Here is a 25,011-nt window from a genome sequence, read left to right as displayed (position 1 = left end):
AAGCCCATAATGGCGATCACTTTGTTGCGTCGATCGAGCAAATCATGGACCGTCTGACAGCAATGCGGGTCTTTACCGAAGTGGCCGAGCGCGGCTCGCTCACGGCGGCGGCGCAGCGGCTCGATATGTCGCGGGCGATGGTCTCGCGCTATCTGGCCGAACTCGAAGCGTGGCTCGGCACGCGGCTGCTGCACCGGACGACGCGAGCGGTAAGCCTCACCGACGCTGGCAACGACGCCTTGCCGCGTTGTCGCGAGATGCTGGGCATCGCCGACGATCTGGCGTGCGCATCGCACGCCGACAGCGCGCCGCGCGGTCTGTTGCGCGTGGCTTGCAGTACGTCGCTCGGCCAGGCGTTCCTGGCGGCGGCGGTCACACGGTTTATTTTGCGCCATCCCGGTGTGGCTATCGATCTCGTGGTGGCGGACCGCACCATCGACCTGGTGGACGAGCGCATCGATCTGGCGATTCGCGTCACGTCCGAGCCGTCGCCGGGATTGATCGCGCGGCGGCTGGCCACATGCCACTCGGTGGTCTGTGCGGCGCCGTCGTATCTCCAGCGTCACGGCACGCCGGAGCGCGCCGAAGACCTGAGCCTGCACAACTGCCTGACCTACACGTACTTCGGCAAGAGTCTCTGGCAGTTCACGCACAACGGCACTCCGTTGAGCGTGCCCGTCGGCGGCAATCTGTCGGCCAATGAGGTCAATGTGGTCTTTGCCGCCACGCTGGCGGGCGCGGGGATCTCGATGCAACCGGTCTACTCGGCGCTGCCGCATCTGCGCGACGGCACCCTGCGCGCGCTACTGCCCGATTACGTGCCGCGCGAGATGACCGTCTACGGCGTGTACATGTCGCGCAAGCAGATGCCCAGCGCATTGCGCGCCCTGCTCGACGATCTGGTCGAACAGTTCCGCACGGAGCTGTTCGAGGACACGGGCTACGCCGGACGACCGGCCGCGCCCGAGGCATGAGCGGCATGAACGACGTGAGCGGCTTGCGCCACGCCGACGGCCCCCACCCCGTGCTGTCTGTCGTGACGCCGCGACGGCGTCACTGAATTGTCACACTCCCCGCGTAAAAACGTCGTCTGCCTGCCCCGCCCCGGCAGTCTGGCGATGCTGCGCGCGTCCGCCAGCCGTTACCGACCGGATGCGGGTGCGCTCGCCTGCCTCGCCGAATGCCTACGCCCGACTCGCTCATCAAGGACATCATGACGCACGACGCCAAGCCCCAACCTCACGATCCCGCGCTCGACGCCGACCTCGCGCACGACGACAACCCGAGCGATCCGTCGCGCCGCCGCCTGCTTCAAGGCCTCGCCGCCATCGGTGCGGCCAGTGCGGCGGGCGCCACCACGGCGTTGACCGGCTGCGCCGCCGAGGGCGGTGCTGGCGCGCCGACGAGCGTCGCCGCTGGCGGCACGTTCGACGCCCAACTCAAGGCCAACATCAAGACGGTGGTCGTGATCTATCTCGAGAATCGCAGCTTCAACAATCTGTTCGGCGATTTCCCCGGCGTGGAGAAGCCCCTCTCGAAGGTGCCGGCGTCGGTCTACACCCAGCTCGATCGCGACGGCAAAACCCCGATGCCGCTTTTGCCGCCGATCTTCGAGGGTCTCGTGCCGCGCGCGCAGACCGTCGGCGGGAAGAAGTACCACATCACCGAGAAGGACATCGCGCGCGCGCCGAACGCGCCGTTCATGCTCAAGGACGCCGAGGGCCAGTTGCTTCCGACGTCCGTCATCACGCGCGATCTGTGGCACCTGTTCTGGCAGAACCAGATGCAGATCAACGGCGGCAAGAACAACCAGTTCGCCGCATGGGCCAATTCGGGCGGTCTGACGATGGGTTACTACGGCGAAACGGCCAAGACGCTCGACATGTACAAGATCGCGCAGCAGTACACGATGTGCGACAACTTCTTCATGGCGGCTTTCGGCGGTTCGTTCCTGAACCACCAGTTCCTGATCGCGGGACGTCCGCCTGTGTATCCGAACGCCGCGCAAAGTCCGGCGAAGGAGAAGATCGCCGTGCTGGCCGATGGGCCGCAAGGCGTGCGTCTGGCAGTGTCGCCGGAGTCGCCCGCCTCGGCGGCCGGCGGTCCGCCGAAGTTCGTGCGCGACGGTGCCATCACGCCCGACAACTTCGCAGTGAACACGATGATGCCGGCTTACCAGCCGTCGCCGATCAAGCCCGCTGCCTCGGGCGACAAACGTCTGGCCGATCCGTCCAACCCCGCCACGCTGCCGCCGCAAACGTTTGCCACCATCGGCGACGTGCTCTCGACGAAAGGCGTGTCATGGGCCTGGTACGCGGGCGCGTGGCAGTCGGCGCTCGATCACAAGGGCGGTGCGGACAAACCGAACTTCCAATATCACCATCAACCGTTCAACTACTTCGCGCAGTTCGCGCCCGGCACGGCCGCACGCGAGATGCATCTGCGCGATGGAGGTGAGGGCGACAGCCCGATCGCGAACAAATTCATCGCCGACGCCATTGCGGGCAAGCTGCCGGCCGTCACCTTCTACAAGCCGCAGGGCAACCTGAACCAGCACGCAGGGTATTCGGATGTGGAATCGGGCGACCAACACGTGGCGAACGTGCTGGCCCACCTCATGAAGTCGCCGCAGTGGCAGAACATGATGGTCGTGATTACGTACGACGAGAATGGCGGCTGGTGGGATCACGTCGCGCCGCCGCAGGGCGACCGCTGGGGGCCGGGCTCGCGCGTTCCGGCACTGGTGGTCTCGCCGTTCGCCAAGCGCGGCAACGTCGATCACACCTTCTACGACACCACGTCGATCCTGCGCTTCGTCACGCGCCTGTACGATCTGCCGACGCTCGAAGGCATCGCCCATCGCAACGCCGCCTTCGCGGCGCGTGGCGCCATGCCGCCGGGCGATCTGACGAAGACGCTGTCGTTCGCTTGAGGATGGTTAAGGTTGGCGTCGCGCGTGCAGGGCGATGGCTTTGACGAATTCGATGTACGTGTATCGCAACTGAGCAAAAGGGCATCTGCGTGTCCGCCCCTCCCGATCTTTTGGGAGCGGTTCCACGCGGCTGCCCTTTCCGTTTTCCGTGGCGCGCGGCAAGTAGCGCATGCCCTCGGCGGGATCGATCAGCCTTGTCCGTCGAGTTCGTCCGAGCGCAGCAGCAGTTTGTCGAGCAGTTGCTCGTACACGCACATCTCGTCGTCGGTCAGCGTGTCGAACAATCGGTCGTAGTGGGCACGCGCCGCATCGATCACCACGCGCCACACTCGCTCGCCTTCCGGCGTGAGCGTGACCTTGACCGCGCGGCCGTCGTGCTCGTCCGGCGCACGACGCACCAGCCCACGCGACACCAGCCCGTCCGCCCCCCGGCTCGCCTGACTCTTGTCGAGATTCGCGCGACGCGCCAGCTCCGAGTTCGACAACGCCCCCGCCGTGCCCACCGCCGCCAACACGCGCGACTCGGCCAGGCTCAATTGCGCCGTGTCCGCATACGACTGCGCGATACGTTTGTCGTGCTGCTTCATCAGGCGGTGCATCTTGTACGTCAGGAACTGGTCGAGCGATTCGTGGACAGGCCGCATCTCAGTGTTTTTCCCTAGTCGAAAAGGGTCGATATTTGGTTGCGAGCGCAACATTAGCACACTAGAATGGTTGCGTTAGCAACTATATGCTCGATGGCGCTTTCGCCATTCGCGCTGCGCATCCGGCGTCTCCCCGCTGACACGAGACCCGCTGCGCACGCGCCGAGCTGAATTTTTGGGTGCCGCATCATGCATCGACCAGAGACCACCCCGCGCGCGTCGCTTTATCACGCGTACCGCGTCCATCCGCATTTTGCGCCGCAGGGCGAGACAACCCCAGATGTCCCTGTCACCGTCGTGGGCGGTGGCCCCATCGGCATGGTCACGGCGCTCGCGCTGGCACGCCACGGGGTGCGCTGTGTCGTGCTTCAGGCCGAGCAGCAAGTCTCGGAAGGCAGCCGCGCCATCGTCTTCACGCGTCGCTCGCAGGAGATTCTGCAAGCCGTGGGCGTGGCCGACGCCGTGCTCGCCAAGGGCCTGCCATGGACCAGCGGCAATTCGTACTATCGCGGTCAGCGGGTCTTCCGCATGGAATCGCCGGTGGATGAGGACGACCGCTTCGCGCCGCTCATCAACCTGCAACAGAACGTGCTCGAGAGCTATCTGGTGGATGCCGTCGAGCGCCAGCCGCTCATCGAGATGCGATGGGGCAACAAGCTCGTCGGGCTCACACAGGACGAGCACGGCGTGGCCCTGCGGATCGACACGCCCGACGGCGAGTACACGCAACGCACGCGCTGGCTCGTCGCCGCCGACGGTGCGCGCTCGACGGTGCGCACCGCGCTGGGCCTGCGCTTCGAAGGGGCGAGCTACGAAGGCCGCTTCGTCATCGCCGACATCCGCATCGATCTCGATCTGCCCACCGAGCGCCTGGCATACTTCGCCCCCGACTGGAATCCCGGCAACACGGTGCTCATGCATCGCGAGCCGGATGGCATCTGGCGCGTCGATTATCAGTTGCCGGCGTCGGAGACGTCCGAGCACGCGCTGCAACCGGAGACGATTCGCGAGCGCATCGATGCGCAGCTCGACATGATGGGGCTCGGCGGCACGCCGTGGGAACTCGACTGGTGTTCGGTCTATTCGGCGCGCGCGCTCACGCTGCCCGACTATGTCCACGGACGCATTCTCTTCGCGGGCGACGCCGCTCACCTGCTGCCGATCTTCGGTGTGCGCGGGGCCAACACCGGCTTCCAGGACGCCATCGATCTGTCGTGGAAACTCGCCGCGGTTGCCAAGGGTGCGGCACCGGCCTCGTTGCTCGCGTCATACACGCACGACCGCGTGGGCGCGGCGCGCGAGATCATCGCGGAAGCCGGCAAGAGCACGCGCTTCATGACGCCCCCCTCACATGGCTTCCGTGTGTTGCGCGACGCCGTGCTCGATCTCTCGCTCGATCACGAATTCGTGCGGCCGCTGTTCCACTGGCGCACCTCGCGCGCGCACGATTATCGCGACTCGCCGCTCAACAGCGCCAACGACGACAACGCGCGGATGACGGCGGGGCCGGGCGTCGGTGCGCCAGCCCCGAACGTCAAGCTCGGCGACAACGACTATCTGTACGACCATCTCGGCGCCGCGTTCCATCTGCTGACGTTTGGCGACATCCCGCTCGACGACACCGTGCGTCACGAACTCGTGACGTGGCGCGAGCGCGGTGTGCCCGTGAAGGTCATCGCGTTCTCATCGTCGCAAGGCGACGTGACGGGCGCGGACCTCACGCTGCCCGATCCGACAGGCCATGCCGCGACGAAATACGGTGCCGCCAACGGCACGGCGTACCTCGTGCGTCCCGATCATCATGTCTGCGCCCGCTGGCAGCAGCTCGATGCCACGCGTCTTGCCAGCGCGCTCGCACAGGCGACGGCCCACGCCTGAGCCGTCACGTCACACAAGGAAGCTTTCTGCCATGACCGCCCAACAAACCGCCATCGCTGGACTCGAGGAGATTTACGACACCCTCGCGCTGGCCATCGACGCCGCACCGCACGACAAGCGCGAGCTGCTGCTCGCCAAGGTCGTTCTGCTGTTGGCACACGAGATCGACGATCCGCAGCGCGTGATCGACTGCATTGAGCAGGCCGCCCGCAGCGCGCAGGAATAAGCACGGTTCCCTTCGGCGTCCGCCCTCGATGGCGGGCCCGTTTTCATCACACCGCCACACAATATTCGAGGCGGGGAGCGTTGGAGAAGACACCCATCATGAGTCGTATCACGTCTGCCGCCGGTATCGCCGGCGGAATCGCTGCATCCGCATCGCCCGCCGCTGTCGCCCTCGATGGCACGCCGGCGTCGCCGTCTCTTCCGAACGAGGCCCTGGAGCGCGAAGTCGTACGCAAGGTCTCGCGCCGCCTGCTGGGTTTCCTGTTCGTGCTGTTTCTGTTTTCGTTTCTCGATCGCATCAACGTCGGCTTCGCCGCGCTCACGATGAGCCAGGATCTGAAGCTCACGAGCACGATGTTCGGCATGGCCTCGACCGTGTTCTACCTCACGTATGTGCTGTGCGGTGTGCCGAGCAATCTGATGCTGGTGAAGGTCGGCGCGCGTCGCTGGATCGGCACGATTCTGATCGCGTGGGGTTTCGCGTCGAGCGCCACGATGTTCGCGCACGATGCCACGAGCCTCTATCTCATTCGCGCCATCGTCGGCATTACCGAGGCGGGCTTCCTGCCAGGCATGTTGCTCTACATGGGCGACTGGTTCCCTTCGGGCGCGCGCGCACGCGCCAATGCCTGGTTCATGATCGCCATGCCGGTGACGTCCGCACTTGGTGCCGCCGCATCGGGCTATTTGCTGCGGCTTGACGGCGTGGGCGGACTCGCCGGCTGGCAGTGGTTGTTCGTGCTCGAAGGACTGCCGACGGTGTTGCTCGGCGTCGTCACCTGGTGGTACCTGGACGACAAGCCCGCCGATGCACGCTGGTTGAGCGTTGCCGAAAAGCACACGCTCGATACGATGATCGCCCGCGACCGCGCCGCCGCGCTCACCCAACAGACGGGCAGTGCGGCGCACGCCGGCAACCGCATGTGGCGCGCCGTCCTCACACCTAGCGTGGCGAAGTTCGCGCTAGGGTACTTCTGTCTCGTCAATACGCTCTCGCTGGCATCGTTGTGGATTCCGCAGATCGTCAAGAGCTTCGGCACGACGAGCAGTAACGTGACCATCGGCCTGCTCGCGGCGATTCCATCGGTCTGCACGATAGCCGGCATGATCTGGTGGGGACGCCGCTCCGACCGGCTGCAGGAACGCCGCTGGCACCTCGTGCTGCCCATGCTCTTCTCCGCGGCGGGCTGGGTCGTCACGTGCTTCGCGCCGGAGCCGTCAATGCGCCTCGCCGGGGTGGCGATGGCATCGACCGGCGCCTACACCGCCATGGCGATCTTCTGGACGGTGCCCGACCGCAGTCTCGCCCCGCATACGCGCGCCCTCGGACTCGCGGTCATCAATGCCGTCGGCAATCTCGGCTCGGCGCTCAGTCCCATTGTCGTGGGCGCGCTCAAGGACTGGACGCATTCGTTCACCTCGGGCCTGATGTTCGCTGCCGCGAGCCTGCTCGTGGGCATTGCGGTGCTGTGGTTCGCACCGCTGGGGCAGCGTCGCGGCAACTGCTGATCCCGGTCAAGGCATGGCGGACGCCGTTCCGGGCCATAATGCGAAACGTCTTCGCGTTCAAGGAACCCCGTCATGCCAGTGACCCCCGCCGTGGCCGCTCAAGGCCCCACGCTCGTCGTTCTGATCGACGCCGATAACGCCGCACCCGCCATCGTCGAGGGCTTGCTCACCGAAGTGGCCAAGTACGGCGTGGCGAGCGTGAAGCGCATCTACGGCGACTGGACCAAACCCAATCTCGACGGCTGGAAGAAGTGCCTGCTCGAACACTCGATCCAGCCGATCCAGCAGTTCCGCTACACCGTCGGCAAAAACGCCACCGACAGCGCCATGATCATCGACGCGATGGATCTGCTCTACACGGGACGCTTCGACGGTTTCTGTCTCGTCTCGAGCGACAGCGATTTCACACGACTCGCCTCGCGCATCCGTGAGCAGGGACTGATCGTGTATGGCTTCGGCGAACGCAAAACGCCGCAACCGTTCGTCACCGCCTGCGACAAGTTCATCTACACGGAATTGCTGCGTCACGACGACGAGCGGGACGACGACGACGACGCGCCGGCGCCGCGCAAGCGCCGCAGCGCGTCGGACCTGAAGCGTGACACGCGCCTCGTGCGACTGCTGCGTAACGCGGTGACCGGCGTATCGGACGAGGACGGGTGGGCGAGCCTTGGCCCCATCGGCAGCCATATCGCCAAACAGGCGCCGGACTTCGACGCGCGCAATTACGGCTTCGGCAAGCTGAGCGACCTCGTGACGACCATCGGCCTGTTCGAGGTCGAGCAGCGCACGGGCAGCGGCGGGAACAAGAGCCTCTGGGTACGGATCAAGCCCAGGCGCGGCACGGCGAAACGCGGCGAATGAGCGCACTCGAAAGTTTTTTCGACGATATCGCGCGAAACACTTGTCAGGTTCCGGAATTCCCCCTATACTCGCGGTCTTTCTAGGCTCGTAGCTCAGCTGGTTAGAGCACCACCTTGACATGGTGGGGGTCGTTGGTTCGAGTCCAATCGAGCCTACCAACGAATCAAAAGCACAAGGCGTTGCGCGTTTTCGCGTAACGCCTTTTGTTTTTTCCGCGACCGCGCGCAGGCCATTGCCCGCGTTACAAAACGACACATCCCCGACAAACTGGTAGCACCTGCTGCGCGGGGTCATCGATACACTGGCTTCAATGGTTCGACGACTGGCATCTGGACGGGAAAGCTTCCCCGCTTGCACCGCCGTCGCGAATCGATCCGACTCACTGGCTTCATTGCCCACGCGCACGCAGTCGCGCCATGCCATCAACCGATGCATCGACCTGCGAGCGCCATTGGAGGACATCATGAAACGCATGCTTATCGTCGCTGCCCTTGGTGCTGCCGCCGCCGTCGCTTCGAGCGCGGCGTCGGCCCGTACGGACATTGGCGTCTATCTGGGCCTGCCCATGCCTGTGGTTGAAGCGCCGCCGGTCTACGTGGCACCGCAGCCTGTCTATGTGCAGCCGCGCCCCATGTACGAAGCGCCGAGCCCGGTCGTCTACTACGGTCGCGACCGCTGGGACGACTGGCGTGATCGCCGCTGGGAAGACCGTCACGATCGCGGCCACCACCGCGGTTGGGGCTGGCGTCACGGCGACGACGACTGATCCCACAACGAACGAAGCGGTCCGCCGATTGGCGTCGGCGGGCTTTTTACGCGGGAAGCGGCACTGTCGCTTTCCGCGTTCTTTTGTTCATCGCATCGACACGTCGCGCAACTCCCGCTTCATCCACTCCACGAACACGCGCGTGCGCGAGGGCAACAGTCGCGCGTGGGGATACACGATATTGACCGGCCGCGCCGGTCCTTCGTAGTCCTTGAGCACGCGCACGAGACGGCCGTCGGCCATCGGTGCAGCGACCTGATACGAGAGGAAGCAGCCGTAGCCCAGCCCGTCCAGGCACGCGTCGATGGCCGTGAGGCCATGGCTGACCTCGAGATTGCCATCGACCGGCACGACGAACTCGCGCCCTCCCTCCCAGAACCGCCACTGTCCAAAACCGCCACCCTGCGAGCGGATGCAATTTTTGCCCGCCAGGTCGCGCGGGTGCATCACTTCCCCTTGCTCGACCAGACACGCCGGACTCGCCACCACCACGCGACGAATTGCCCCGAGGCTTTGCGCTACGAGCGTGGAGTCGTCCAGCGGCGAGATGCGAATCCCGACGTCGATGCCTTCCTCCCAGAGATTCACCACGCGATCGTTGAGCAACAGACGACATTTGACGGCTGGGTAGGCGCGCAGGAAGCGATATAGCGCGGGCGCGACGTGCAACTGCCCGAAAAGCACCGGCGCCGTGACCACGAGTGTGCCGCTTGGCGCCTCGTGCCGCGCGGCCAGCCGCGCTTCTGCCTCTTGGAGTTCGCTCAGGATCTGGCGACAAGTGTCGAGATACGTTCGCCCCTCTTCGGTGAGCGCGATGCGGCGCGTGGTGCGATTGAGCAGCCGAACGTCGAGCGATGCTTCGAGCGCCGCCAGCGTGCGCACGACCGCGGGGAGCGAGGAATCGAGCGCGCGCGCCGCCGCACTCAGGCTGCCCTGATCGACAATGGCAACGAACGTCTGCATGGCACGAAGTTTATCCATACCGCGCATCATTACTCCGAATATTGGAGCAGTCAAATCAACTCTTCGGCATTTATCCAAAAATCGGCTTGATGGAGAATGGGTCCATCGCGCGACACACCTGAGAGCAGGACTCACGCGGCCTCGCTCACCATCGGAGACATTTCATGGCCCACCCCGCTGAAACGCACGCCCCCTCGCCTGTCCCGTCCTTGCGCCCGACACGTCCGATTCGCCTGTATCGGCATGCGCTGTCAGGCCATTGCCATCGTGTCGAACTGATGCTGCACCTGCTGGATCTGCCGTACGAGACCATCGACATCGACCTCATGGCCGGCGAGCACAAGCAACCGGCGTTTCTCGCCGTCAACCCGTTCGGGCAAGTACCCGCCATCGACGATGACGGGCAGGTGATCGCCGATTCGAATGCGATTCTCGTCTACCTCGCAAGCCGTTACGATGCACAAGGCACCTGGTTGCCCCGCAACCCCGTGACGGCCGCCACGGTGCAGCGCTGGCTGTCGGTGGCCGCTGGCGATCTGGCCTTCGGGCCGGCGGCCGCGCGCGTGGTGGTCGTGTTCAAGCGTTCCATCGATGCCACGGCCATGATCGAGCGCGCCACACTGCTCCTGTCGCGCATGCAGGCCTACCTGTCGGCACCGCAGGCGACGCCGTTTCTCGCGGGCGCCACGCCGACGATCGCCGACGTGGCGTGTTACACGTATCTCGCGCATGCGCCCGAGGGCAACGTCTCGCTCGAACCGTATCCGGCCGTGCTTGCGTGGTTGGCCCGTGTAGCCGCACTGCCGCGCTTCGTGCCAATGGTGTCGAGCGCTTGCGGCTTGAACGCCGCCTGAGCCTCGGGAGGACATCATGAATGCATCCGAATCATCGTCCGTGCCCACGTCGCCGTTCCATGCAGGCGAAATCGCTGTGCAGACACTGGCCGGTTCGCGCGAAGCGATAGCGGATGTCGGGGCGCGGGTGATCCGCACGGCGATGCCCGATCAACATCGTCAGTTCTTCGCGCAGTTGCCGTTTCTGGTCGTGGGTGCGCTCGACGCGCGGGGGCAGCCCTGGGCAACGCTGTTAAGCGGCACGCCAGGGTTCGCCCAGGCGCCTGACCCGACGTTGCTGCGAGTGAATGCCTTGCCGCCCGCTACCGATCCGTTGTACGGCGCCGTGACGCCAGGCGCGCCGGTGGGCGTGTTGGGGCTCGAGCCGTCAACACGCCGTCGCAATCGTGTGAACGGACAGGTCGTCGACGCGGATGCGCAAGGCTTTGCGATTCGCGTTGCGCAGAGCTTCGGCAACTGCCCCCAATACATCCACAAACGCGACGTCACGCCGCAAGCGCACGCCGCACCGGCGCTTGCCGAGCCGCCGCAGACATCGCTCGACGACGATGCGCAATGGCAGATCGCCAGCGCCGACACGTTCTTCATCGCCACGCATTACGCGGGCGACGGCGCGACCGATCGCAGCGCCGGCACGGACGTCTCGCATCGCGGCGGCAAGCCGGGCTTCGTGCGTGTCGACGATGCCAACACGCTGACGTGGCCCGACTTCCGTGGCAACGCCTACTACAACACGCTGGGCAATTTGCACGCCAATCCGAGGGCGGGACTGGTGTTCGTCGACTTTGCGTCGGGCGACCTTCTGCACGTGGCAGGCGACGCGGAAATTCTTTGGCAGGACGAAACGGCGAGCGGCTTCGCCGGCGCACAGCGGCTTGTGCGCATGCGGGTGCGCGAGGTTCGGCGCGTGCATGGTGCGCTGCCGGCCGCGTGGCGCGATGGCGAGACGTCGCCGAGCGTCGATCGCACGGGCGCGTGGCCAACGGCGTGACGTCATGTGTTGGTCTCGTGCTTGCCGTCCTCAAAAGCACCGTGTAAAGTGTGTTCACGCCCGTCGAGTGACGGGCGTCGCTTTTCTTCTCATCGATCCATGACTGCTCACACGTCCCTCCGACTTGCCGTAGCACCGCCGCAACGCGCGGTGGGCTCACGGCTGCGCGGACGTTTTGCGGCAGTCGCGCCTCCCCCGCCTGCAGGCGTGGCACCCCCCGCTGGGGTGGTCGCAGTCGTCGGCGCCGTGGCCTGACGCCACCGTTGGCGCGCTGGGCGATCGTCGCCCGGCTCAATTCCTTTTCATCCGAATTTCAGTTTCGATCCGCCTGTCCGCGCATCGTGCGTCGAGCGACATGACACGTTGTCATGTCGCACCGGCGCCGACATCGCGTCAGGGGAACCGGCAACGTTGAGCCGGTTCCCCTGACGTGGCGCCCCGGCAGGCTGGACATCCTGTTCAGGGGAAGATCGATGCAATCAGAAGGTCTCGCGTGGCGCCGGCACGGCGCCACGCTCTTGTTTGTTCTGCTATGGAGCGGCGGCGCACTGGCTGCCAAATGGGGGCTGGCGCATGCGTCGGCGTTTGCGTTTCTTGTCATTCGGCTGGGGGTGGCGCTGGCTGCGCTCACACTCATCGCACTGACGCGCCGTCAATGGTGGCCGGCCGCGAGCACCCGATGGCAAGTCGCAGGCACGGGCGTGCTGCTCATTGGTGGTTATCAGGCGGCGTACCTGCTGGCGCTCTCGCATGGCATCACACCCGGCGCACTCGCCACGGTGCTGGGCGTGCAGCCGATTCTCACGCTGGTGGCGCTGGAGCGGGCGCATAGCGTGCAACGTCTCGCCGGGCTGGCCGTCGCCCTGGCCGGTCTTGCGCTGGTCGTCGCACAAAGCCTGATGTCGGCGCGACTGTCGGCGGCGGGCTCGCTGTGGGCGCTGGCCGCGCTGGCGTGCATGACGCTTGGTACCCTCGCGCAGAAAGGCTCGCGACAAACGCCGCTCGACGTACTGCCGCTGCAGTACGCGGTCGGGTTCGCGCTGGCGTTGCTCGTCGTGCCCACGCAACCGTGGCACGTCGACGCGTCGCTCGGTTTCTGGTTGCCGCTGCTCTATATGGCGCTCGTGATTTCGGTCGGCGCGACGCTGCTGCTCTACCGCATGATCGCCACGGGCAATCTCGTCTCCGTCACCAGCCTGTTCTATCTGGTGCCCGTGGTCACGGCGCTGCTCGACTGGGGCATCTTCGGCCACCGTCCCACGGCGCTCGCCGTCGCAGGCACGGCCGCGATCCTGCTGGGACTGCGATTGGCGCTTCGATAGGCCGCTCGCGCGTCATCTCGGCTAAGATTGTCGGCTACCGGGTGACAATGCTGGGGTGAATCCCCTCGTTGTCACCTGGATCTTCTTATGACTGGGAGCTTGCGGATGGATTTACTCGACGACATGCGGATCTTCGTCACCGCGGTCGATGCCATGAGCTTTACCGGCACGGCGGCGAAGCTCGGCCTGTCGAAACAGTTCGTGAGCCGCCGCATCTCGTCGCTGGAGCAGGCGCTTGGCGTACGTTTGTTGTTGCGGACGACGCGGAGACTCGCGGTCACGGACCTCGGCCGCGTCTATTACGAGCGCGCGCGGCGCATTCTCGACGACGTGGAGGCGGCCAACCTCGCCGTGAGCAGTCAAGCGGAGCGCCCGCGTGGCAATCTCCGGGTCTCCGCCCCCATGTCATTCGGCACGATGTTTCTCGGATCGGTCATCCCGTCGTTTCTCACGACCTATCCGGACGTCACCATCGAACTGGAACTCAACGACCGCACCGTCGACATCATCGGCGAAGGCTACGACGTGGCGGTGCGCATCGGTGCACTGGCCGATTCGTCGCTGATCGGCCGGGCGGTCGCGCCCATGCGCATGGTGACCTGCGCCAGCCCGCGGTATCTGGAGGCGCACGATGCGCCGCAAACGCCGGAAGCGCTGCGCGAGCACGCCCTGCTGCCCTATGGGCATAGCCAGCGCGTGAGCTGGACTTATACGCGAGACGGTCATCCGGTCGAGATTCCGGTGACCGGGCGCCTGCGCGTGAACAACGGCGAACTGGCTCGCGACGCCGCCGTGGCCGGGCTCGGCATCACGTGGCTGCCGGTGTTCATTGTCGCGCCCGCCTTGCTGAGCGGGCGGCTGGTCACGGTCCTCGACACGTTCGCGCCCGCCCCGTCGGCAATCCACGTGGTCTATCCGCAGCATCGTCAGGCATCACTCGTGATTCGCGCGTTTTCCGATTTCCTGTCGTCCGCATGCAGCGTGGCCGGTACTCAGTGGTGACCCTTTGGGCGATGTTTGGCGTCCCGACGCACGGGAATCGGCCGTCAGACTTGACCATCCATAGCCCGGACAGGGATACTTGACAGGTTAAAAACCCAGCTTTTCCACGCCGATGACCACGATTCTGCAACACATTCCCACGGGACAACGAGTCGGCATCGCCTTTTCGGGCGGTCTCGACACCAGCGCTGCGCTGCTTTGGATGCGCCAAAAGGGCGCGATTCCGTACGCTTACACGGCCAATCTGGGTCAGCCGGACGAACCGGACTATGACGAAATCCCGCGCCGCGCCATGGGTTACGGCGCCGAGAACGCCCGTCTGATCGACTGCCGTGCGCAACTCGTGGCCGAGGGCATCGCCGCCCTGCAATCGGGTGCGTTCCATATCTCGACCGCCGGCGTCACGTACTTCAACACCACGCCGATCGGCCGCGCCGTCACGGGCACGATGCTCGTCGCGGCAATGAAGGAAGATGACGTCAACATCTGGGGTGATGGCAGCACGTACAAGGGCAATGACATCGAGCGCTTTTACCGCTACGGTCTCTTGACCAACCCGGGCCTGCAAATCTACAAGCCGTGGCTCGACCAGACGTTCATCGATGAACTGGGCGGCCGCAAGGAAATGTCGGAATTCCTGATCGCCAACGGCTTCGATTACAAGATGTCGGTCGAGAAGGCCTATTCGACGGACTCGAACATGCTCGGGGCGACGCACGAAGCCAAGGACCTCGAGCATCTGAATTCGGGCATCAAGATCGTGCAGCCGATCATGGGCGTGCCGTTCTGGCGCGACGACTGCGCGATCAAGGCCGAAGAAGTCACCGTGCGTTTCGAAGAAGGCCAGCCGGTGGCGCTCAATGGCAAGACGTTCGCGAGCGCCGTCGAGTTGTTCGAGGAAGCCAATCGCATCGGCGGCCGTCACGGTCTGGGCATGAGCGATCAGATCGAGAACCGCATCATCGAAGCCAAGAGCCGTGGCATCTATGAAGCCCCGGGCCTCGCGCTGCTGTTCATCGCGTACGAGCGCCTGGTCACCGGCATCCACAACGAAGACACCATCGAGCAATATCGCGAGAATGGCCGCCGCCTGGGCCGTCTGCTGTATCAGGGCCGCTGGTTCGACCCGCAAGCCATCATGCTGCGCGAGTCGGCACAGCGTTGGGTGGCACGTGCCGTGACCGGCGAAGTGACCATCGAGCTGCGTCGCGGCAACGATTACTCGCTGCTCAACACGACGTCGCAGAACCTGACGTACAAGCCCGAGCGCCTGACGATGGAAAAGGGCGACTCGGTGTTCACGCCGCTCGACCGTATCGGCCAGCTCACGATGCGCACGCTCGACATCGTCGATACGCGCGAGAAGCTCATGACCTACGCCAAGGCCGGTCTGCTCACCGCATCGAGCGACGACGCCCTGCCGCAGCTCGAAACCAAGAAGGACTGAGTCGGCCAACACTCGCGGTGCCTTTCGGGGCGCTGCGAGTATCGCCCGCCACAACAGGCGGCGCGCCCTGAAAGGAGCGCGCCGCCTTTGTTTTTGGTCTGTCACGGTTCACGCGCTAAGATAGCGTCAAAATCAGCCACATCCCCAATCCTCACGCATTCGGGGTGCGCGCCGTGTCCCGTCTCGCGGACAGGCGCATGCGATGGAGACCTTGCGTTGGTACGCTTGATATTGCTGTTGCTCGGCGTCGATTACTTGCGCCGCCGCGCCCTCGCCCTGATCTGGATCGGGGCGATTTTCTTCGCTTTCGGGCTGGCGCTGATCGTCGATGCCCTCGACGGCGTGGTGCACTTCCCGCTCAACGTGTTCGCCTGGCTGCTGCTGCTCGAAGGCCTGGCGACGCTGGCCATTGTCAGCATCGGCGTCGGTGGCCAGCGCATCGTGCGCGGACTCAAGGGCGGCACCTTCACCCTCGCCGCGTTGCTGGTGCTCTTCTTTCATCAACAGCACGGTAACTTCTGGCTGTCGATGCTGTTCGGTACGCTATTCCTTGCCGATGGACTGCTGCAATGCGTGGCGGCCTATGTCGTGCGGTATCCGCGCTGGGGCTGGGCCACGGCGGGGGGATTGGTCGAGATTGCCGTGGCGATCTTCTTCTATCAGCCGTATCCGACGCACTACAAGGGCACCTTGCCCTACGCCATCGGGCTGGGGCTCGCGTTCACCGGGTGGAACTTACTGGTCCTCGCCATGCGCGCGCGGCGCCTGCGCCGCGACTTCCGCGTCGAGCAGATTCTCGGCAGCCCCAGCGACAAACGCGGCTTGTGGAAGCATCGTCCCCGCGCACCGCGCTGGGAGGGCCCGCCCGCCGACGGCGAACCCGCGTTGACGGTACACGTCTGGACACCATCGGGCTCGTCCAAGGCCCCAGCGCGCCGTCACCCGGTCATCGATCGCTATATCGCCGCCGTCGACGGGAATGGCGTGATCTCGACGGGTCACGCCGCGCTGGAGAGTCACGAAGGCGTGTATGTGAGTCTGTATCCCGCCAAGGAAATCGACCGTTCTCCGGATCAATTCGGGCAACTGCTGCGCGCCACGCGCGAGAATGACGTCCCCGGCGTGTTCCAGCCGGACTATGCAACGGAATCGAAGGCGTGGTGTGCGTCCACCGTCAAGGTGCGCATTCGCAACTACAGCCCGCGTCAGCTAGGCACGTTCTGGCAGGCTTACCGTCAGAACGCCACCTATAACCTCACGCACCGCAACTGCTCGAGCAGTGTGGCCAAGGCGCTCGAGGCCGCGATCGAAGGCCGCGTGGGTCAACTGCCCGGCGGGGCGGATGCCGGGTGGTGGACCTTCGTGCGCCTGTGGCTCACGCCCGAGCTGTGGGTCGCCGCGCAACTGCGCAAGCGAGCCGAGACGATGGCGTGGACGCCGGGTCTGGTGCTCGATTACGCGCGTGCCGTGAGCATGCTCGTCGATCCACGTCCGTTTGGCTGGATCACGATGTCGTCGCTCGCGCTGCGGCGCATGCGCCGGGCGCGTCGCGCGTGGCGGGAGGCCGCCGATCAGGCGAGCGTCGCACAAGCGCAGGAAAATCGGCCGTAGCATGGCCGACGGAACACGGAAACGCCCGAGACATCTGAATGGCGACGGCGTAACGTCATGGGTACGACGCAAGGCAGTGGCAGCAGGTCCGCGGGCGACGCGTGAGCTTCACTCACGCATGCTTCAGAAGCACAACTCAATACGAGGACAGTTCAGCATGTTCCATCGCCTGTGGCGCTTTATCAGCGCCGCCCTGTTTGCCAGTCTGGTCATCGGCCGCGCGGCCCACGCGATCACGCCCGAAACCGCGCCCGCCACCCTTCCGCACGGTGCCATCGTCGACCGGCAGCCGCTCGATGCCGACCACGGCTTGCCCGAGGCCGGCGAGCAATTCCGCATTCGTTACAGTTCCATCGATGGCGTGGGTGGCATTGAAGCGCGAGAAGACACGGGCGCCGTCTTCCTTCCCAAAGGACCGACACCGCCCGGTGGCTGGCCGGTCGTTGTGTGGGCGCACGGCACGGTGGGCGTCGCCAGCGCGTGCGCGCCGTCGCTCAACGTGCGCAGCCAGCGCGACATGCAATATCTGGGCACGTGGCTCTCGCTCGGCTTCGCGATCGTGGCCCCCGATTACGCGGGTCTGGGCTCGCCCGGGCTGCACCATTATCTGAATTCGCGTGCGCAAGCCTACAGCGTGCTCGACAGCCTGCTGGCTGCACGCAGCGTCTTCCCGTTGCAGAACCGCGTCGTCCTCGTCGGGCAATCGCAGGGCGCACACGCGGCGTTCTCGGCCGCCGGTTATCAGCCGCAATACGCGCCGGACGTCAAAGTGATTGCAACCGTGCTCACGGGCACGCCGTATTTCAACGCGCAGACGTCGGCCGCCATGCTGTTCGCGAGCCAACCCGATCCGGGCGCGCCGGATCCGAAGATTCCGTACGCGATGTACCTGTTCCTGTCGGCGGCCGACCGCGATCCGACGATGCAGGCGTCGCGCTACTTCTCACCGCAGGCGTTGCCTGTGCTGAACGAAGCCCGCACGCTTTGCATCGACGAACTGACCGATCGCTCCACGGCCGCCGGCCTGAATGCGGGCAACAGCATGCAGCCGGACATCCAGCAGCTGCTCGACAACCAGACGCCGTCACTGCGCTACCCGACGCTGCACATCAAGCATCCGGTGTTCATCGGCATGGGCATGAACGACATCGACGTGCCGGTCATCATGCAACAAGCATTTGCGCGCGATGTGGCCCAAGCGGGAACCACCACCGTGGTGCGTACGTACGAAGGGCTCGATCACGATGCGACCGTCAATCCCTCGCTGCGCGATTCGGTACCCTTCGTCCTCGACCTCATATCGAAAAGAAAGGGTGCGCACGCACAATAATTAGAGGGATGCCTCGAAGTTTTGAGTCGGGAAGGTGGAAAGACTTATGGGGAGCAACTGTAAGCAGCTGATTTTATTGTGATTATTTTGCGTTGCATAAATGCAACATGCGGGTAACTACGTAAAATTACATATGGTGCGTCGCAGCACGACGTCCTATACTGAACTCGTCTCCTCCATGTCTCCTCCTGATATGGATTAAGCCCGCCATTCGCGGGCTTTCTTTTTTTCTGCGGCCGGAATTCGCTCGACCGTCCGGCGCGGTCATGACCCAGCGCACTCAGTCGATAGCAGCCGCACACGCGTCCGTCGGCGTGGCCAGCACGCCCCCCACGCCCGGAATGACCTTCAGCCCCGCCGACGCCACCCGGCAGGGGGCAGCCATCAATCCACACCCTGACACCGACGTCACGAACGGAAGAATCGCGAACAAGGCCCACCACCGGCGCAGATTGCGCGGGGCGGGTTTCGACGCCAATGTCGCGTCCCCCACGTCGGGCGTGCGGAGCGATTGCCCGTCGACCGTTACCGGGCGGGAGCGCGAAGCGTCAATGGTGGGATGGGGCATCGGGGGGCGCAGCGTCATTAGGGGGTGTCCTGATAAGGGCGGAAGGCCAGTCGTTCATGTGATTTGCCCCGGGCGTCGCAAAGCGAGCGAGGCGACGTGGCTCAGGCAGCAGGCGTCGTGTGGCCGATGTATGTGAAGCGCGGCACCGGACCGCTGTCCGTCTCCACCGGTTCATTCCAGATGCGCAACAGACGGGTGCTCATGGGTAGCCCTTCGCGCGGGTACAGCCGCGTATAGACGACCACCGGCTCATCGGTCTCATCGGCGCGGGCGACGCCTAGCGCGAGATAACAATTGCCTTTGTAGTGACGGTAGACACCCGGGCGGAACGCCTCGATTTCCGGCGTGGATTCCGCCGACGACGCGGACACATTCGATACCATCGTTCTCTTCTCCTGCTGACCACAACCGGATACGGTCCGGCAAAAAATGCTCGCTGAAGTTCCGCGTCAGCGCGGCAGCGCGATCCCTACCGATTTTGCGAGCGGCGCAGGCGAGATGCCCGAAGCGCCACGGAACGGCTCATCGAGGTTGATGATCAACGCGATCACCATCCCGATCGCGCCCATGTGGATCGCGATGATGAAATGGCTTTTCCACGAGCCCGGATACCGGCCGTTCATCGCCATGGCCGCCAGCATGAAGAGCGCGATGACCCACCAGAACACGTCGGGCACGGTTTTCGTCGAATTTTCGAAACGTCCTTGACGGGCCTCTTCCAACCGATCGAGCAAGGTCCGGATCGAACTGGCGCTGTCCTCGTGTTTCGCGACCACCCGGCGCGTAGCCCCGACAAACGCCGTCAATGCCGCTTCGGTCACGGGCGACAGATCCGGGTCGGCGGTGCTCAACGTCTTCCATTCGTCGGTGACGGCGGACGTCACGTAGCTGCGCAGCAATACGCGCGCCGCCTGTGCATCGCTGTCGCCAACCGCCTTGAGTTCTCGATCGAGACGTCGGACCACCGACGCCTCGCGCAGCGCCTGATCGTCCGCATGGCCGAGGTTGGCACGCACGTCGGTCAACACATGGGCGAGCACGAAAACGATGAACGCGAGCAGGCTACCGTGGACGACATCGGATACCGTGCCGCGCACCTCTGACGGATCGGCCAATCGATCGAACAGCCAGACACGCGCCAGCCACGCGACGACCACGGCGAGCAGCGCCGTGCCGATGGCCATGCTGACGAGCAACAGCCCCGTCGGCATCAACGTCATGTGGTTCACCACCCATTGCATTCGCGTTCCCCCGCATCCGTCTCGACAAAGCTTTGCGAAACTTTCAAGGCGACGGTAAGCCCTGCACCGCCGCCGATGCGGCGACTATACCTGATGCGCGCAATACGGCCTCAAGACCACGCGTTACGAAGCTTGCGAGCGACATCGATATGCACGGTCACGTCGCCCACCGGCCTTCGCGGCACCTCGCCCTCGCGCGGCTTCGGGAGAATTTCGTACAGCGGCAACATCGTGTCGGAGACGAAACGGCTGCGCGTGCCGTACACGTGGCGATCGCCCATTCCCGTTTGCTGATGCACATAAAACCGCTGCGGCACGACCAGTTGCAGCGATTCCTTCGCGCGCGTCATCGCCACATACAAGAGCCGACGCTCTTCCTCGATGTCCTCGTCGTCGCCCGTGCTCATGTCGGACGGAATGCAGCCGTCGACGACGTTGAGCACATAGACCGAGCGCCACTCTTGCCCTTTCGCACTGTGGATCGTCGACAGAATCAGGTAGTCCTCGTCGAGCAACGGCGGGCCGGATTGCGCACTCGTGGCGTCGGGAGGATCGAGGGTCAGCTCGGTCAGAAACTGCTCACGCGACCCATACGTGCCCGCAATGCGGGCGAGCTGTTCGAGGTCCGCCTGGCGCACGGCCGCGTCGTCGAAGCGTTGTGTCAGCAGCGGCGCATACCAGCGCAGCGCCAGATCGACATCGGCCGGCCACGACAGCCGCGTGTCGTGCAACGCGATGAAGACGTCGACGAACGCGCGCCAATCGGCAGCGGCCGCCGACGGCGGCTTGAAGCCCGCGAGCACCTGCGCGGGCGCGGCGGAGGCTGACATGGCGTCGAGCAAACGCGTCGCGCTCACGGGCCCGATGCCGGGGATCAACTGAGCCACACGAAACCCCGACAACCGGCTGGCCGGGTTGTGCGCCCAACGCAGGATCGACAACATATCCTTGACGTGCGCCGCTTCGAGAAACTTCAAGCCGCCGAATTTCACGAACGGGATATTGCGGCGTGTGAGTTCCAGTTCCAACGCCGCGCTATGGCTACCGGTGCGGAACAGCACCGCCTGCTGCATCAATCGGGTGCCGGTCTCACGTTGGGCGAGCACCTGATCCGCGACCCAGCGGGCCTGTCCCGACTCGTCGCTCACATTGACGAGTTGCGGCAGATGCGTCGATTGCCGATCGGTCCACAATGCCTTCGCGTAGCGCTCGTTCGACTCGGCGATGACGGCATTGGACGCATCGAGAATCGGTTGTGTCGAACGGTAATTCCGCTCGAGCGTGACGACATGGGCGGGCTCGGCAAATTGCCCGGGAAAGTCGAGGATGTTTCGGATGGTGGCCGCGCGGAACGCATAAATCGACTGCGCATCGTCCCCCACGACGGTGAGGCCGCGCCCGTCGGGTTTCATCGCGAGCAGGATCTGCGCCTGCAGCCGATTGGTGTCCTGGTATTCGTCGACGAGCACGTGGTCGAAGCGCTCGCCCAGTTCGCGCGCGAGTTCCGGCGCGCTCATCGTCTCGGCCCAGTACAGCAGCAGATCGTCGTAATCGAGAACGTGCTGCGCTTGCTTCGCGTCGACGTAGGCACCGAAGAGCGTCTTGAGCTGCGCCTCCCATTGCGCGCACCATGGGAAGTGCTTCGCGAGCACTTCCGCAAGCGGCGCCTGACTGTTCACCACGCGCGAATAGATCGAGAGGCATGTGCCCTTGAGCGGGAAGCGCGACTGCGTGGCGGACAAGCCGAGGTCGTGGCGCGCAAGGCCCAGCAAATCCTCGGCATCGCTGCGGTCGTGAATGGTGAACGCTTCCGACAGGCCGATGCGCGTTGCCACATCGCGCAGAATGCGGGCGCCAATGGCGTGAAACGTGCCGGCCCACGGTAGCGACGGCGGTTGCGACGACGCCAGCCCCAGCACCTTTTGCAGCACCGCGCCCACGCGTCGCTCCATTTCGCCGGCGGCACGACGCGAGAACGTGAGCAGCAAGATACGGTTGGGGTCGGCCCCGCGCACGATGAGGTTGGCGACGCGATGCGCAAGCGTACTGGTCTTGCCCGAGCCGGCGCCGGCGATGACGAGCAATGGCCCGCCGGGCGCGCCATCGTCACCGACACCGTAGTCGACGGCTTCGCGCTGGCGGTCGTTGAGTTCGGCCCACGGATCGCGGGCAGGGGCGGTCGTCTGTTCGGACATGCGAGGTCTGGGAGCGCCATGAAAATGCAGGCCGTGGCCCGCAAGTACGCTCATCGAGTACTGTATATTTATACATTATAACGATGGCTTCGACGCCCATCGAGCCTCCTCGGAACCCGTTCGGAAATTGGGACGAATTCCGGCTGTCGCCCGTCGGACGGCCCACTTATCTACCTCATGACGATTCGTACCGGCACCTCGTCCTGGACCGATCCGACGCTCATCGCGTGCGGACGGTTCTACCCGCCGGGCGTCGATACGCCCGAGGCGCGGTTGCGTCATTACGCGTCGCAGTTCGATCTGGTCGAGGTCGACAGCAGCTACTACCGGCTGCCCGACGCCGCCATGGCATGGCGCTGGACGCAACGCACGCCCCCGTCGTTTCGCTTTCACATCAAGGCATTTCGGGCGTTCACCGGCCATACGACGCCGCGCGCGGCACTGCCGCGCGATATCGCGCAGGCGCTGGGTGCGGGGGACGACGCAAGCGCAGGGCCAGATGGCCCGCTTGCGTCGCTTGGATCGCTCGCGCCGCACGACCTCCCCGCGGAACTTCGCGACGAACTCTGGCGACGCTATCTCGAAGCCATCGAGCCGTTGCGTCAGTGCGGGAGACTGGCGGCCATTCACTTCCAGTTCTCCCCGCGCGTGCAGAACGACCGCGCAGGGCGGGCGCAGGTCTTCGAGACCGCGCGTCGGCTCGATGGCGAACGGCACGCCGTCGAGTTTCGTCACCGTAGCTGGTTCGACACGCCGTCGCGCGAAGCCGCCACGCTGGCCATGTTGCGCGAGACAGGGGCGGCCCACACCATCGTCGACAGCCCCGGCGGATTCGACAACACCGTGCCTGCGGTCTGGGCGACAACGCGCGACGATCTGTGCGTCGTCCGCCTGCATGGCCGCAATGCCGCCGCCTGGAACCGACGGGGCGTCGCCGCCTCCTCGGGACGCTTCGTCTACGAGTACAGCGCGAGCGAGTTGATCGACATCTCGGCGCGCGTCCAGCGACTGGCCGCGACCGTCGACGACACGCACGTCCTCTTCAATACGAACCACGAAGATCAGGGGATGAACAACGCGTCGGCGTTCGCGCGCACGCTCACGACGCTTGCGAGCAGCAACCTTTAGGGGTGCTGTGCATCGTCGGTCGGCCGGTCGCTTGCCTTGAGCGACTTGCGCCATGCGGGCAGGTCGCCGAGTCGCGCGCCTTCCGGTACGGGTCCGTGCTTGCCAGACCCGACGCGTTGCGCGCGATAGATGCCTGTATGCCCCGAACACAGGTACGCCAGCACGCATGCAATCGCGGCATAGCCCCCGATCTGCGGGCCGAAAATCTCGATGGCCATCAACGTCGAGGCGATGGGCGTGTTGGCCGCACCAGCGAACACGGCGACAAAACCGACGCCCGCGAGCACCGCCGCCGGCAACGTCAACACATGCGATAACGCGTTGCCCAGCGTCGCGCCGATATAGAACAGCGGCGTGACTTCCCCGCCCTTGAAGCCCGAGCCAAGCGTGACGACGGTGAAGACCGCCTTGCCGAGGAAGTCATACCACGGCAACGACGTATGAAACGCGTCGACGATGGTCGGGATGCCCAACCCGAGGTACTGCGGCGTGCCCAGCACTGTGGCCGCCACGGCGACCAGCAGCCCGCCGGCGAATGGACGCAGCGGGGCGTAGGCGATACGCCGCTTCATGAAGGCCGACGTTGCGTGCGTTGCCTGCGCGAACGCCATCCCGGCGAGTCCGCACAACACGCCAGCGGCAGCGGCACTGAGCGCTCCGGTGATCGACATCGACGCGGCAAACGCGCCGGGCGCGATGGTGTACACGGTGTGATGCACGCCCCAGGCGCGCGTGACGGCGTCGCCCACGAGTGCCGCGACGAGGCACGGCAACAGGGCGTCGTAGCGCAGGCGTCCGATGGCGAGCACCTCCAGGCCGAACACGGCGCCGGCGAGCGGCGTGCCGAAAACCGAGGCGAACCCTGCGGCGATGCCCGACATCAGCAGCACACGACGCTGCTCACCGGACAGACGAAAGACGTGCGTGAGCTGGTCGGCCAGCGCGCCGCCCATCTGCACGGCCGTGCCCTCTCGCCCGGCGGACCCGCCGACCAGATGCGTGACAACCGTGCCGAACAACACCAGCGGCGCCATGCGCAACGGCACGACACGCCGCGGATCGTGAATCTCGTCGATCAGCAGATTGTTGCCGGCTTCGACGCTCGCGCCGAGCCGCAGATAGAGCCAGCCCACCGCGAAACCGGCAACGGGCAGCAGCCCGAGCAGCCACGGGTGAGCCAGACGCGTCTCGGTCGCGAGATCCAGCGCGACAAGAAACAGGGCCGACGCACTGCCGGCCATGATGCCGACGAGCGCCGCGAGCGAACTGGCGCGTGCCGCGCGCGGCAACACGCCGAACAAGTCGCGCAAGGGAGAGTCTTGAAGCATCTTCATGGTGTCCAACAGGGGGGGGACGAGCGACGCCGTCGACAAATTGCCTGAACACTGCCGAGAATGAGAGAAACGCTCGCACGCATAACCCGCAACCTCCCGGCACGCCAGGATCTTGCAGGCATCATCAGCCCCGGGGAGGGGCGGTTTGCGAAACGAACGCCGGAGGTATGCCATCTCCGTGAAGCAGCCGACATGCTATCAGGAAGC

General features: G+C 65.1%; 21 protein-coding genes, 1 tRNA gene, 1 pseudogene and 1 riboswitch. Of the genes and pseudogenes, 16 read left to right on the top strand and 7 right to left on the bottom strand.

Annotated elements, in window-relative coordinates; translation table 11 throughout:
- Positions 1 to 44 precede the first annotated feature (44 nt).
- A complete protein-coding gene (locus tag PCE31107_RS02255; RefSeq protein WP_150606229.1) occupies positions 45 to 974 on the top strand; it encodes a LysR family transcriptional regulator in 930 nt (309 codons plus the stop codon).
- A gap of 239 nt (positions 975 to 1,213) precedes the next feature.
- The gene (locus PCE31107_RS02250; protein ID WP_130027666.1) at positions 1,214 to 2,932 is read left to right on the top strand and encodes an acid phosphatase; all 1,719 of its coding nucleotides are present in this window, start codon (positions 1,214 to 1,216) and stop codon (positions 2,930 to 2,932) included.
- A 188-nt stretch (positions 2,933 to 3,120) separates the two neighbouring features.
- Here PCE31107_RS02250 and PCE31107_RS02245 read toward each other — a convergent pair whose 3' ends face one another.
- Positions 3,121 to 3,576 carry a MarR family winged helix-turn-helix transcriptional regulator gene (locus PCE31107_RS02245; RefSeq protein WP_174966521.1) on the bottom strand — a complete coding sequence of 152 codons (456 nt, stop codon included), beginning with the start codon at positions 3,574 to 3,576 and terminating at the stop codon, positions 3,121 to 3,123.
- A 189-nt stretch (positions 3,577 to 3,765) separates the two neighbouring features.
- On the opposite strand from PCE31107_RS02245, the gene PCE31107_RS02240 reads away from it, so the two are divergent.
- From PCE31107_RS02240 to PCE31107_RS02215, 6 genes and pseudogenes are all read left to right on the top strand, one after another.
- Entirely contained in the window at positions 3,766 to 5,454 is a 1,689-nt protein-coding gene (locus PCE31107_RS02240; protein ID WP_150606225.1) for an FAD-dependent monooxygenase, read from the top strand.
- Between the two features lie 31 nt (positions 5,455 to 5,485).
- Complete coding sequence (locus PCE31107_RS02235; RefSeq protein ID WP_130024649.1) at positions 5,486 to 5,680, top strand: DUF2783 domain-containing protein; 195 nt, start codon at positions 5,486 to 5,488, stop codon at positions 5,678 to 5,680.
- Between the two features lie 98 nt (positions 5,681 to 5,778).
- Positions 5,779 to 7,188 (top strand): MFS transporter, encoded by a 1,410-nt coding sequence (locus tag PCE31107_RS02230; RefSeq protein ID WP_217425176.1) that lies wholly within the window; start codon positions 5,779 to 5,781, stop codon positions 7,186 to 7,188.
- 72 nt (positions 7,189 to 7,260) lie between these two features.
- Positions 7,261 to 8,049 (top strand): annotated as a pseudogene (locus PCE31107_RS02225) (NYN domain-containing protein); the annotation flags it as partial.
- An 84-nt stretch (positions 8,050 to 8,133) separates the two neighbouring features.
- Positions 8,134 to 8,210, top strand: a tRNA-Val gene (locus PCE31107_RS02220).
- A 305-nt stretch (positions 8,211 to 8,515) separates the two neighbouring features.
- Positions 8,516 to 8,818, top strand: a complete 303-nt coding sequence (locus tag PCE31107_RS02215) for a hypothetical protein (protein WP_130024647.1) — start codon at positions 8,516 to 8,518, stop codon at positions 8,816 to 8,818.
- An 87-nt stretch (positions 8,819 to 8,905) separates the two neighbouring features.
- Here PCE31107_RS02215 and PCE31107_RS02210 read toward each other — a convergent pair whose 3' ends face one another.
- Positions 8,906 to 9,799 (bottom strand): LysR family transcriptional regulator, encoded by an 894-nt coding sequence (locus PCE31107_RS02210; RefSeq protein WP_150606224.1) that lies wholly within the window; start codon positions 9,797 to 9,799, stop codon positions 8,906 to 8,908.
- A gap of 146 nt (positions 9,800 to 9,945) precedes the next feature.
- Here PCE31107_RS02210 and PCE31107_RS02205 point away from each other — a divergent pair, with 146 nt between their 5' ends.
- The 7 genes from PCE31107_RS02205 to PCE31107_RS02175 all read left to right on the top strand — a co-directional run bounded on the left by PCE31107_RS02205 (position 9,946) and on the right by PCE31107_RS02175 (position 18,338).
- Positions 9,946 to 10,635 carry a glutathione S-transferase family protein gene (locus PCE31107_RS02205; protein WP_150606222.1) on the top strand — a complete coding sequence of 230 codons (690 nt, stop codon included), beginning with the start codon at positions 9,946 to 9,948 and terminating at the stop codon, positions 10,633 to 10,635.
- Between the two features lie 16 nt (positions 10,636 to 10,651).
- Positions 10,652 to 11,626 carry a pyridoxamine 5'-phosphate oxidase family protein gene (locus PCE31107_RS02200; RefSeq protein ID WP_246181685.1) on the top strand — a complete coding sequence of 325 codons (975 nt, stop codon included), beginning with the start codon at positions 10,652 to 10,654 and terminating at the stop codon, positions 11,624 to 11,626.
- 473 nt (positions 11,627 to 12,099) lie between these two features.
- Positions 12,100 to 12,948 carry a DMT family transporter gene (locus PCE31107_RS02195; protein ID WP_150606220.1) on the top strand — a complete coding sequence of 283 codons (849 nt, stop codon included), beginning with the start codon at positions 12,100 to 12,102 and terminating at the stop codon, positions 12,946 to 12,948.
- A 105-nt stretch (positions 12,949 to 13,053) separates the two neighbouring features.
- Complete coding sequence (locus tag PCE31107_RS02190; protein ID WP_150606218.1) at positions 13,054 to 13,950, top strand: LysR family transcriptional regulator; 897 nt, start codon at positions 13,054 to 13,056, stop codon at positions 13,948 to 13,950.
- 112 nt (positions 13,951 to 14,062) lie between these two features.
- The gene (gene argG / locus PCE31107_RS02185; RefSeq protein WP_150606216.1) at positions 14,063 to 15,397 is read left to right on the top strand and encodes an argininosuccinate synthase; all 1,335 of its coding nucleotides are present in this window, start codon (positions 14,063 to 14,065) and stop codon (positions 15,395 to 15,397) included.
- Between the two features lie 216 nt (positions 15,398 to 15,613).
- Positions 15,614 to 17,008 carry an HdeD family acid-resistance protein gene (locus tag PCE31107_RS02180; protein WP_150606214.1) on the top strand — a complete coding sequence of 465 codons (1,395 nt, stop codon included), beginning with the start codon at positions 15,614 to 15,616 and terminating at the stop codon, positions 17,006 to 17,008.
- 157 nt (positions 17,009 to 17,165) lie between these two features.
- The gene (locus PCE31107_RS02175; RefSeq protein WP_150606212.1) at positions 17,166 to 18,338 is read left to right on the top strand and encodes an alpha/beta hydrolase family protein; all 1,173 of its coding nucleotides are present in this window, start codon (positions 17,166 to 17,168) and stop codon (positions 18,336 to 18,338) included.
- Between the two features lie 280 nt (positions 18,339 to 18,618).
- Here PCE31107_RS02175 and PCE31107_RS23895 read toward each other — a convergent pair whose 3' ends face one another.
- From PCE31107_RS23895 to PCE31107_RS02155, 4 genes are all read right to left on the bottom strand, one after another.
- Positions 18,619 to 18,789, bottom strand: a complete 171-nt coding sequence (locus PCE31107_RS23895) for a DUF6726 family protein (protein ID WP_425494707.1) — start codon at positions 18,787 to 18,789, stop codon at positions 18,619 to 18,621.
- Positions 18,790 to 19,007: 218 nt separating this feature from the next.
- Positions 19,008 to 19,289, bottom strand: a complete 282-nt coding sequence (locus PCE31107_RS02165; protein WP_130024640.1) for a DUF1653 domain-containing protein — start codon at positions 19,287 to 19,289, stop codon at positions 19,008 to 19,010.
- Positions 19,290 to 19,355: 66 nt separating this feature from the next.
- Positions 19,356 to 20,126, bottom strand: a complete 771-nt coding sequence (locus tag PCE31107_RS02160; protein WP_174966520.1) for a bestrophin-like domain — start codon at positions 20,124 to 20,126, stop codon at positions 19,356 to 19,358.
- Between the two features lie 131 nt (positions 20,127 to 20,257).
- A complete protein-coding gene (locus tag PCE31107_RS02155; protein WP_150606207.1) occupies positions 20,258 to 22,342 on the bottom strand; it encodes an ATP-dependent helicase in 2,085 nt (694 codons plus the stop codon).
- A 177-nt stretch (positions 22,343 to 22,519) separates the two neighbouring features.
- Between PCE31107_RS02155 and PCE31107_RS02150 the strand changes: the two genes are divergently transcribed.
- Entirely contained in the window at positions 22,520 to 23,470 is a 951-nt protein-coding gene (locus PCE31107_RS02150) for a DUF72 domain-containing protein (RefSeq protein WP_150606205.1), read from the top strand.
- On the opposite strand, the gene PCE31107_RS02145 is transcribed toward PCE31107_RS02150, so the two are convergent.
- A complete protein-coding gene (locus PCE31107_RS02145; RefSeq protein WP_150606203.1) occupies positions 23,467 to 24,804 on the bottom strand; it encodes a voltage-gated chloride channel family protein in 1,338 nt (445 codons plus the stop codon). The two genes, PCE31107_RS02150 and PCE31107_RS02145, sit on opposite strands and share 4 nt — an antisense overlap.
- 108 nt (positions 24,805 to 24,912) lie before the next feature.
- Positions 24,913 to 24,991: riboswitch (Fluoride riboswitch) on the bottom strand.
- Between the last annotated feature and the right edge of the window lie 20 nt (positions 24,992 to 25,011).

It is taken from the genome of Pandoraea cepalis (genome assembly GCF_902459625.1).
Lineage (GTDB): Bacteria > Pseudomonadota > Gammaproteobacteria > Burkholderiales > Burkholderiaceae > Pandoraea > Pandoraea cepalis.
Note: the sequence above shows the minus strand (reverse complement) of the source record. Positions and strands in the feature narration are given on the sequence as shown.

Bases quoted from the DNA above. Each gene is read 5' to 3' on its own strand.
- PCE31107_RS02250 (WP_130027666.1), top strand. From the start codon at position 1,214: ATGACGCACGACGCCAAGCCCCAACCTCACGATCCCGCGCTCGACGCC.
- PCE31107_RS02190 (WP_150606218.1), top strand. From the start codon at position 13,054: ATGGATTTACTCGACGACATGCGGATCTTCGTCACCGCGGTCGATGCC.
- PCE31107_RS02145 (WP_150606203.1), bottom strand. From the start codon at position 24,804: ATGAAGATGCTTCAAGACTCTCCCTTGCGCGACTTGTTCGGCGTGTTG.
- PCE31107_RS02165 (WP_130024640.1), bottom strand. From the start codon at position 19,289: ATGGTATCGAATGTGTCCGCGTCGTCGGCGGAATCCACGCCGGAAATC.
- PCE31107_RS02235 (WP_130024649.1), top strand. From the start codon at position 5,486: ATGACCGCCCAACAAACCGCCATCGCTGGACTCGAGGAGATTTACGAC.
- PCE31107_RS02200 (WP_246181685.1), top strand. From the start codon at position 10,652: ATGAATGCATCCGAATCATCGTCCGTGCCCACGTCGCCGTTCCATGCA.
- PCE31107_RS02215 (WP_130024647.1), top strand. From the start codon at position 8,516: ATGAAACGCATGCTTATCGTCGCTGCCCTTGGTGCTGCCGCCGCCGTC.
- PCE31107_RS02230 (WP_217425176.1), top strand. From the start codon at position 5,779: ATGAGTCGTATCACGTCTGCCGCCGGTATCGCCGGCGGAATCGCTGCA.
- PCE31107_RS02195 (WP_150606220.1), top strand. From the start codon at position 12,100: ATGCAATCAGAAGGTCTCGCGTGGCGCCGGCACGGCGCCACGCTCTTG.
- PCE31107_RS02175 (WP_150606212.1), top strand. From the start codon at position 17,166: ATGTTCCATCGCCTGTGGCGCTTTATCAGCGCCGCCCTGTTTGCCAGT.
- PCE31107_RS02210 (WP_150606224.1), bottom strand. From the start codon at position 9,799: ATGGATAAACTTCGTGCCATGCAGACGTTCGTTGCCATTGTCGATCAG.
- PCE31107_RS02160 (WP_174966520.1), bottom strand. From the start codon at position 20,126: ATGACGTTGATGCCGACGGGGCTGTTGCTCGTCAGCATGGCCATCGGC.
- PCE31107_RS02150 (WP_150606205.1), top strand. From the start codon at position 22,520: ATGACGATTCGTACCGGCACCTCGTCCTGGACCGATCCGACGCTCATC.
- PCE31107_RS02240 (WP_150606225.1), top strand. From the start codon at position 3,766: ATGCATCGACCAGAGACCACCCCGCGCGCGTCGCTTTATCACGCGTAC.
- PCE31107_RS02155 (WP_150606207.1), bottom strand. From the start codon at position 22,342: ATGTCCGAACAGACGACCGCCCCTGCCCGCGATCCGTGGGCCGAACTC.
- PCE31107_RS02245 (WP_174966521.1), bottom strand. From the start codon at position 3,576: ATGCGGCCTGTCCACGAATCGCTCGACCAGTTCCTGACGTACAAGATG.
- PCE31107_RS02255 (WP_150606229.1), top strand. From the start codon at position 45: ATGGACCGTCTGACAGCAATGCGGGTCTTTACCGAAGTGGCCGAGCGC.
- argG (WP_150606216.1), top strand. From the start codon at position 14,063: ATGACCACGATTCTGCAACACATTCCCACGGGACAACGAGTCGGCATC.
- PCE31107_RS02205 (WP_150606222.1), top strand. From the start codon at position 9,946: ATGGCCCACCCCGCTGAAACGCACGCCCCCTCGCCTGTCCCGTCCTTG.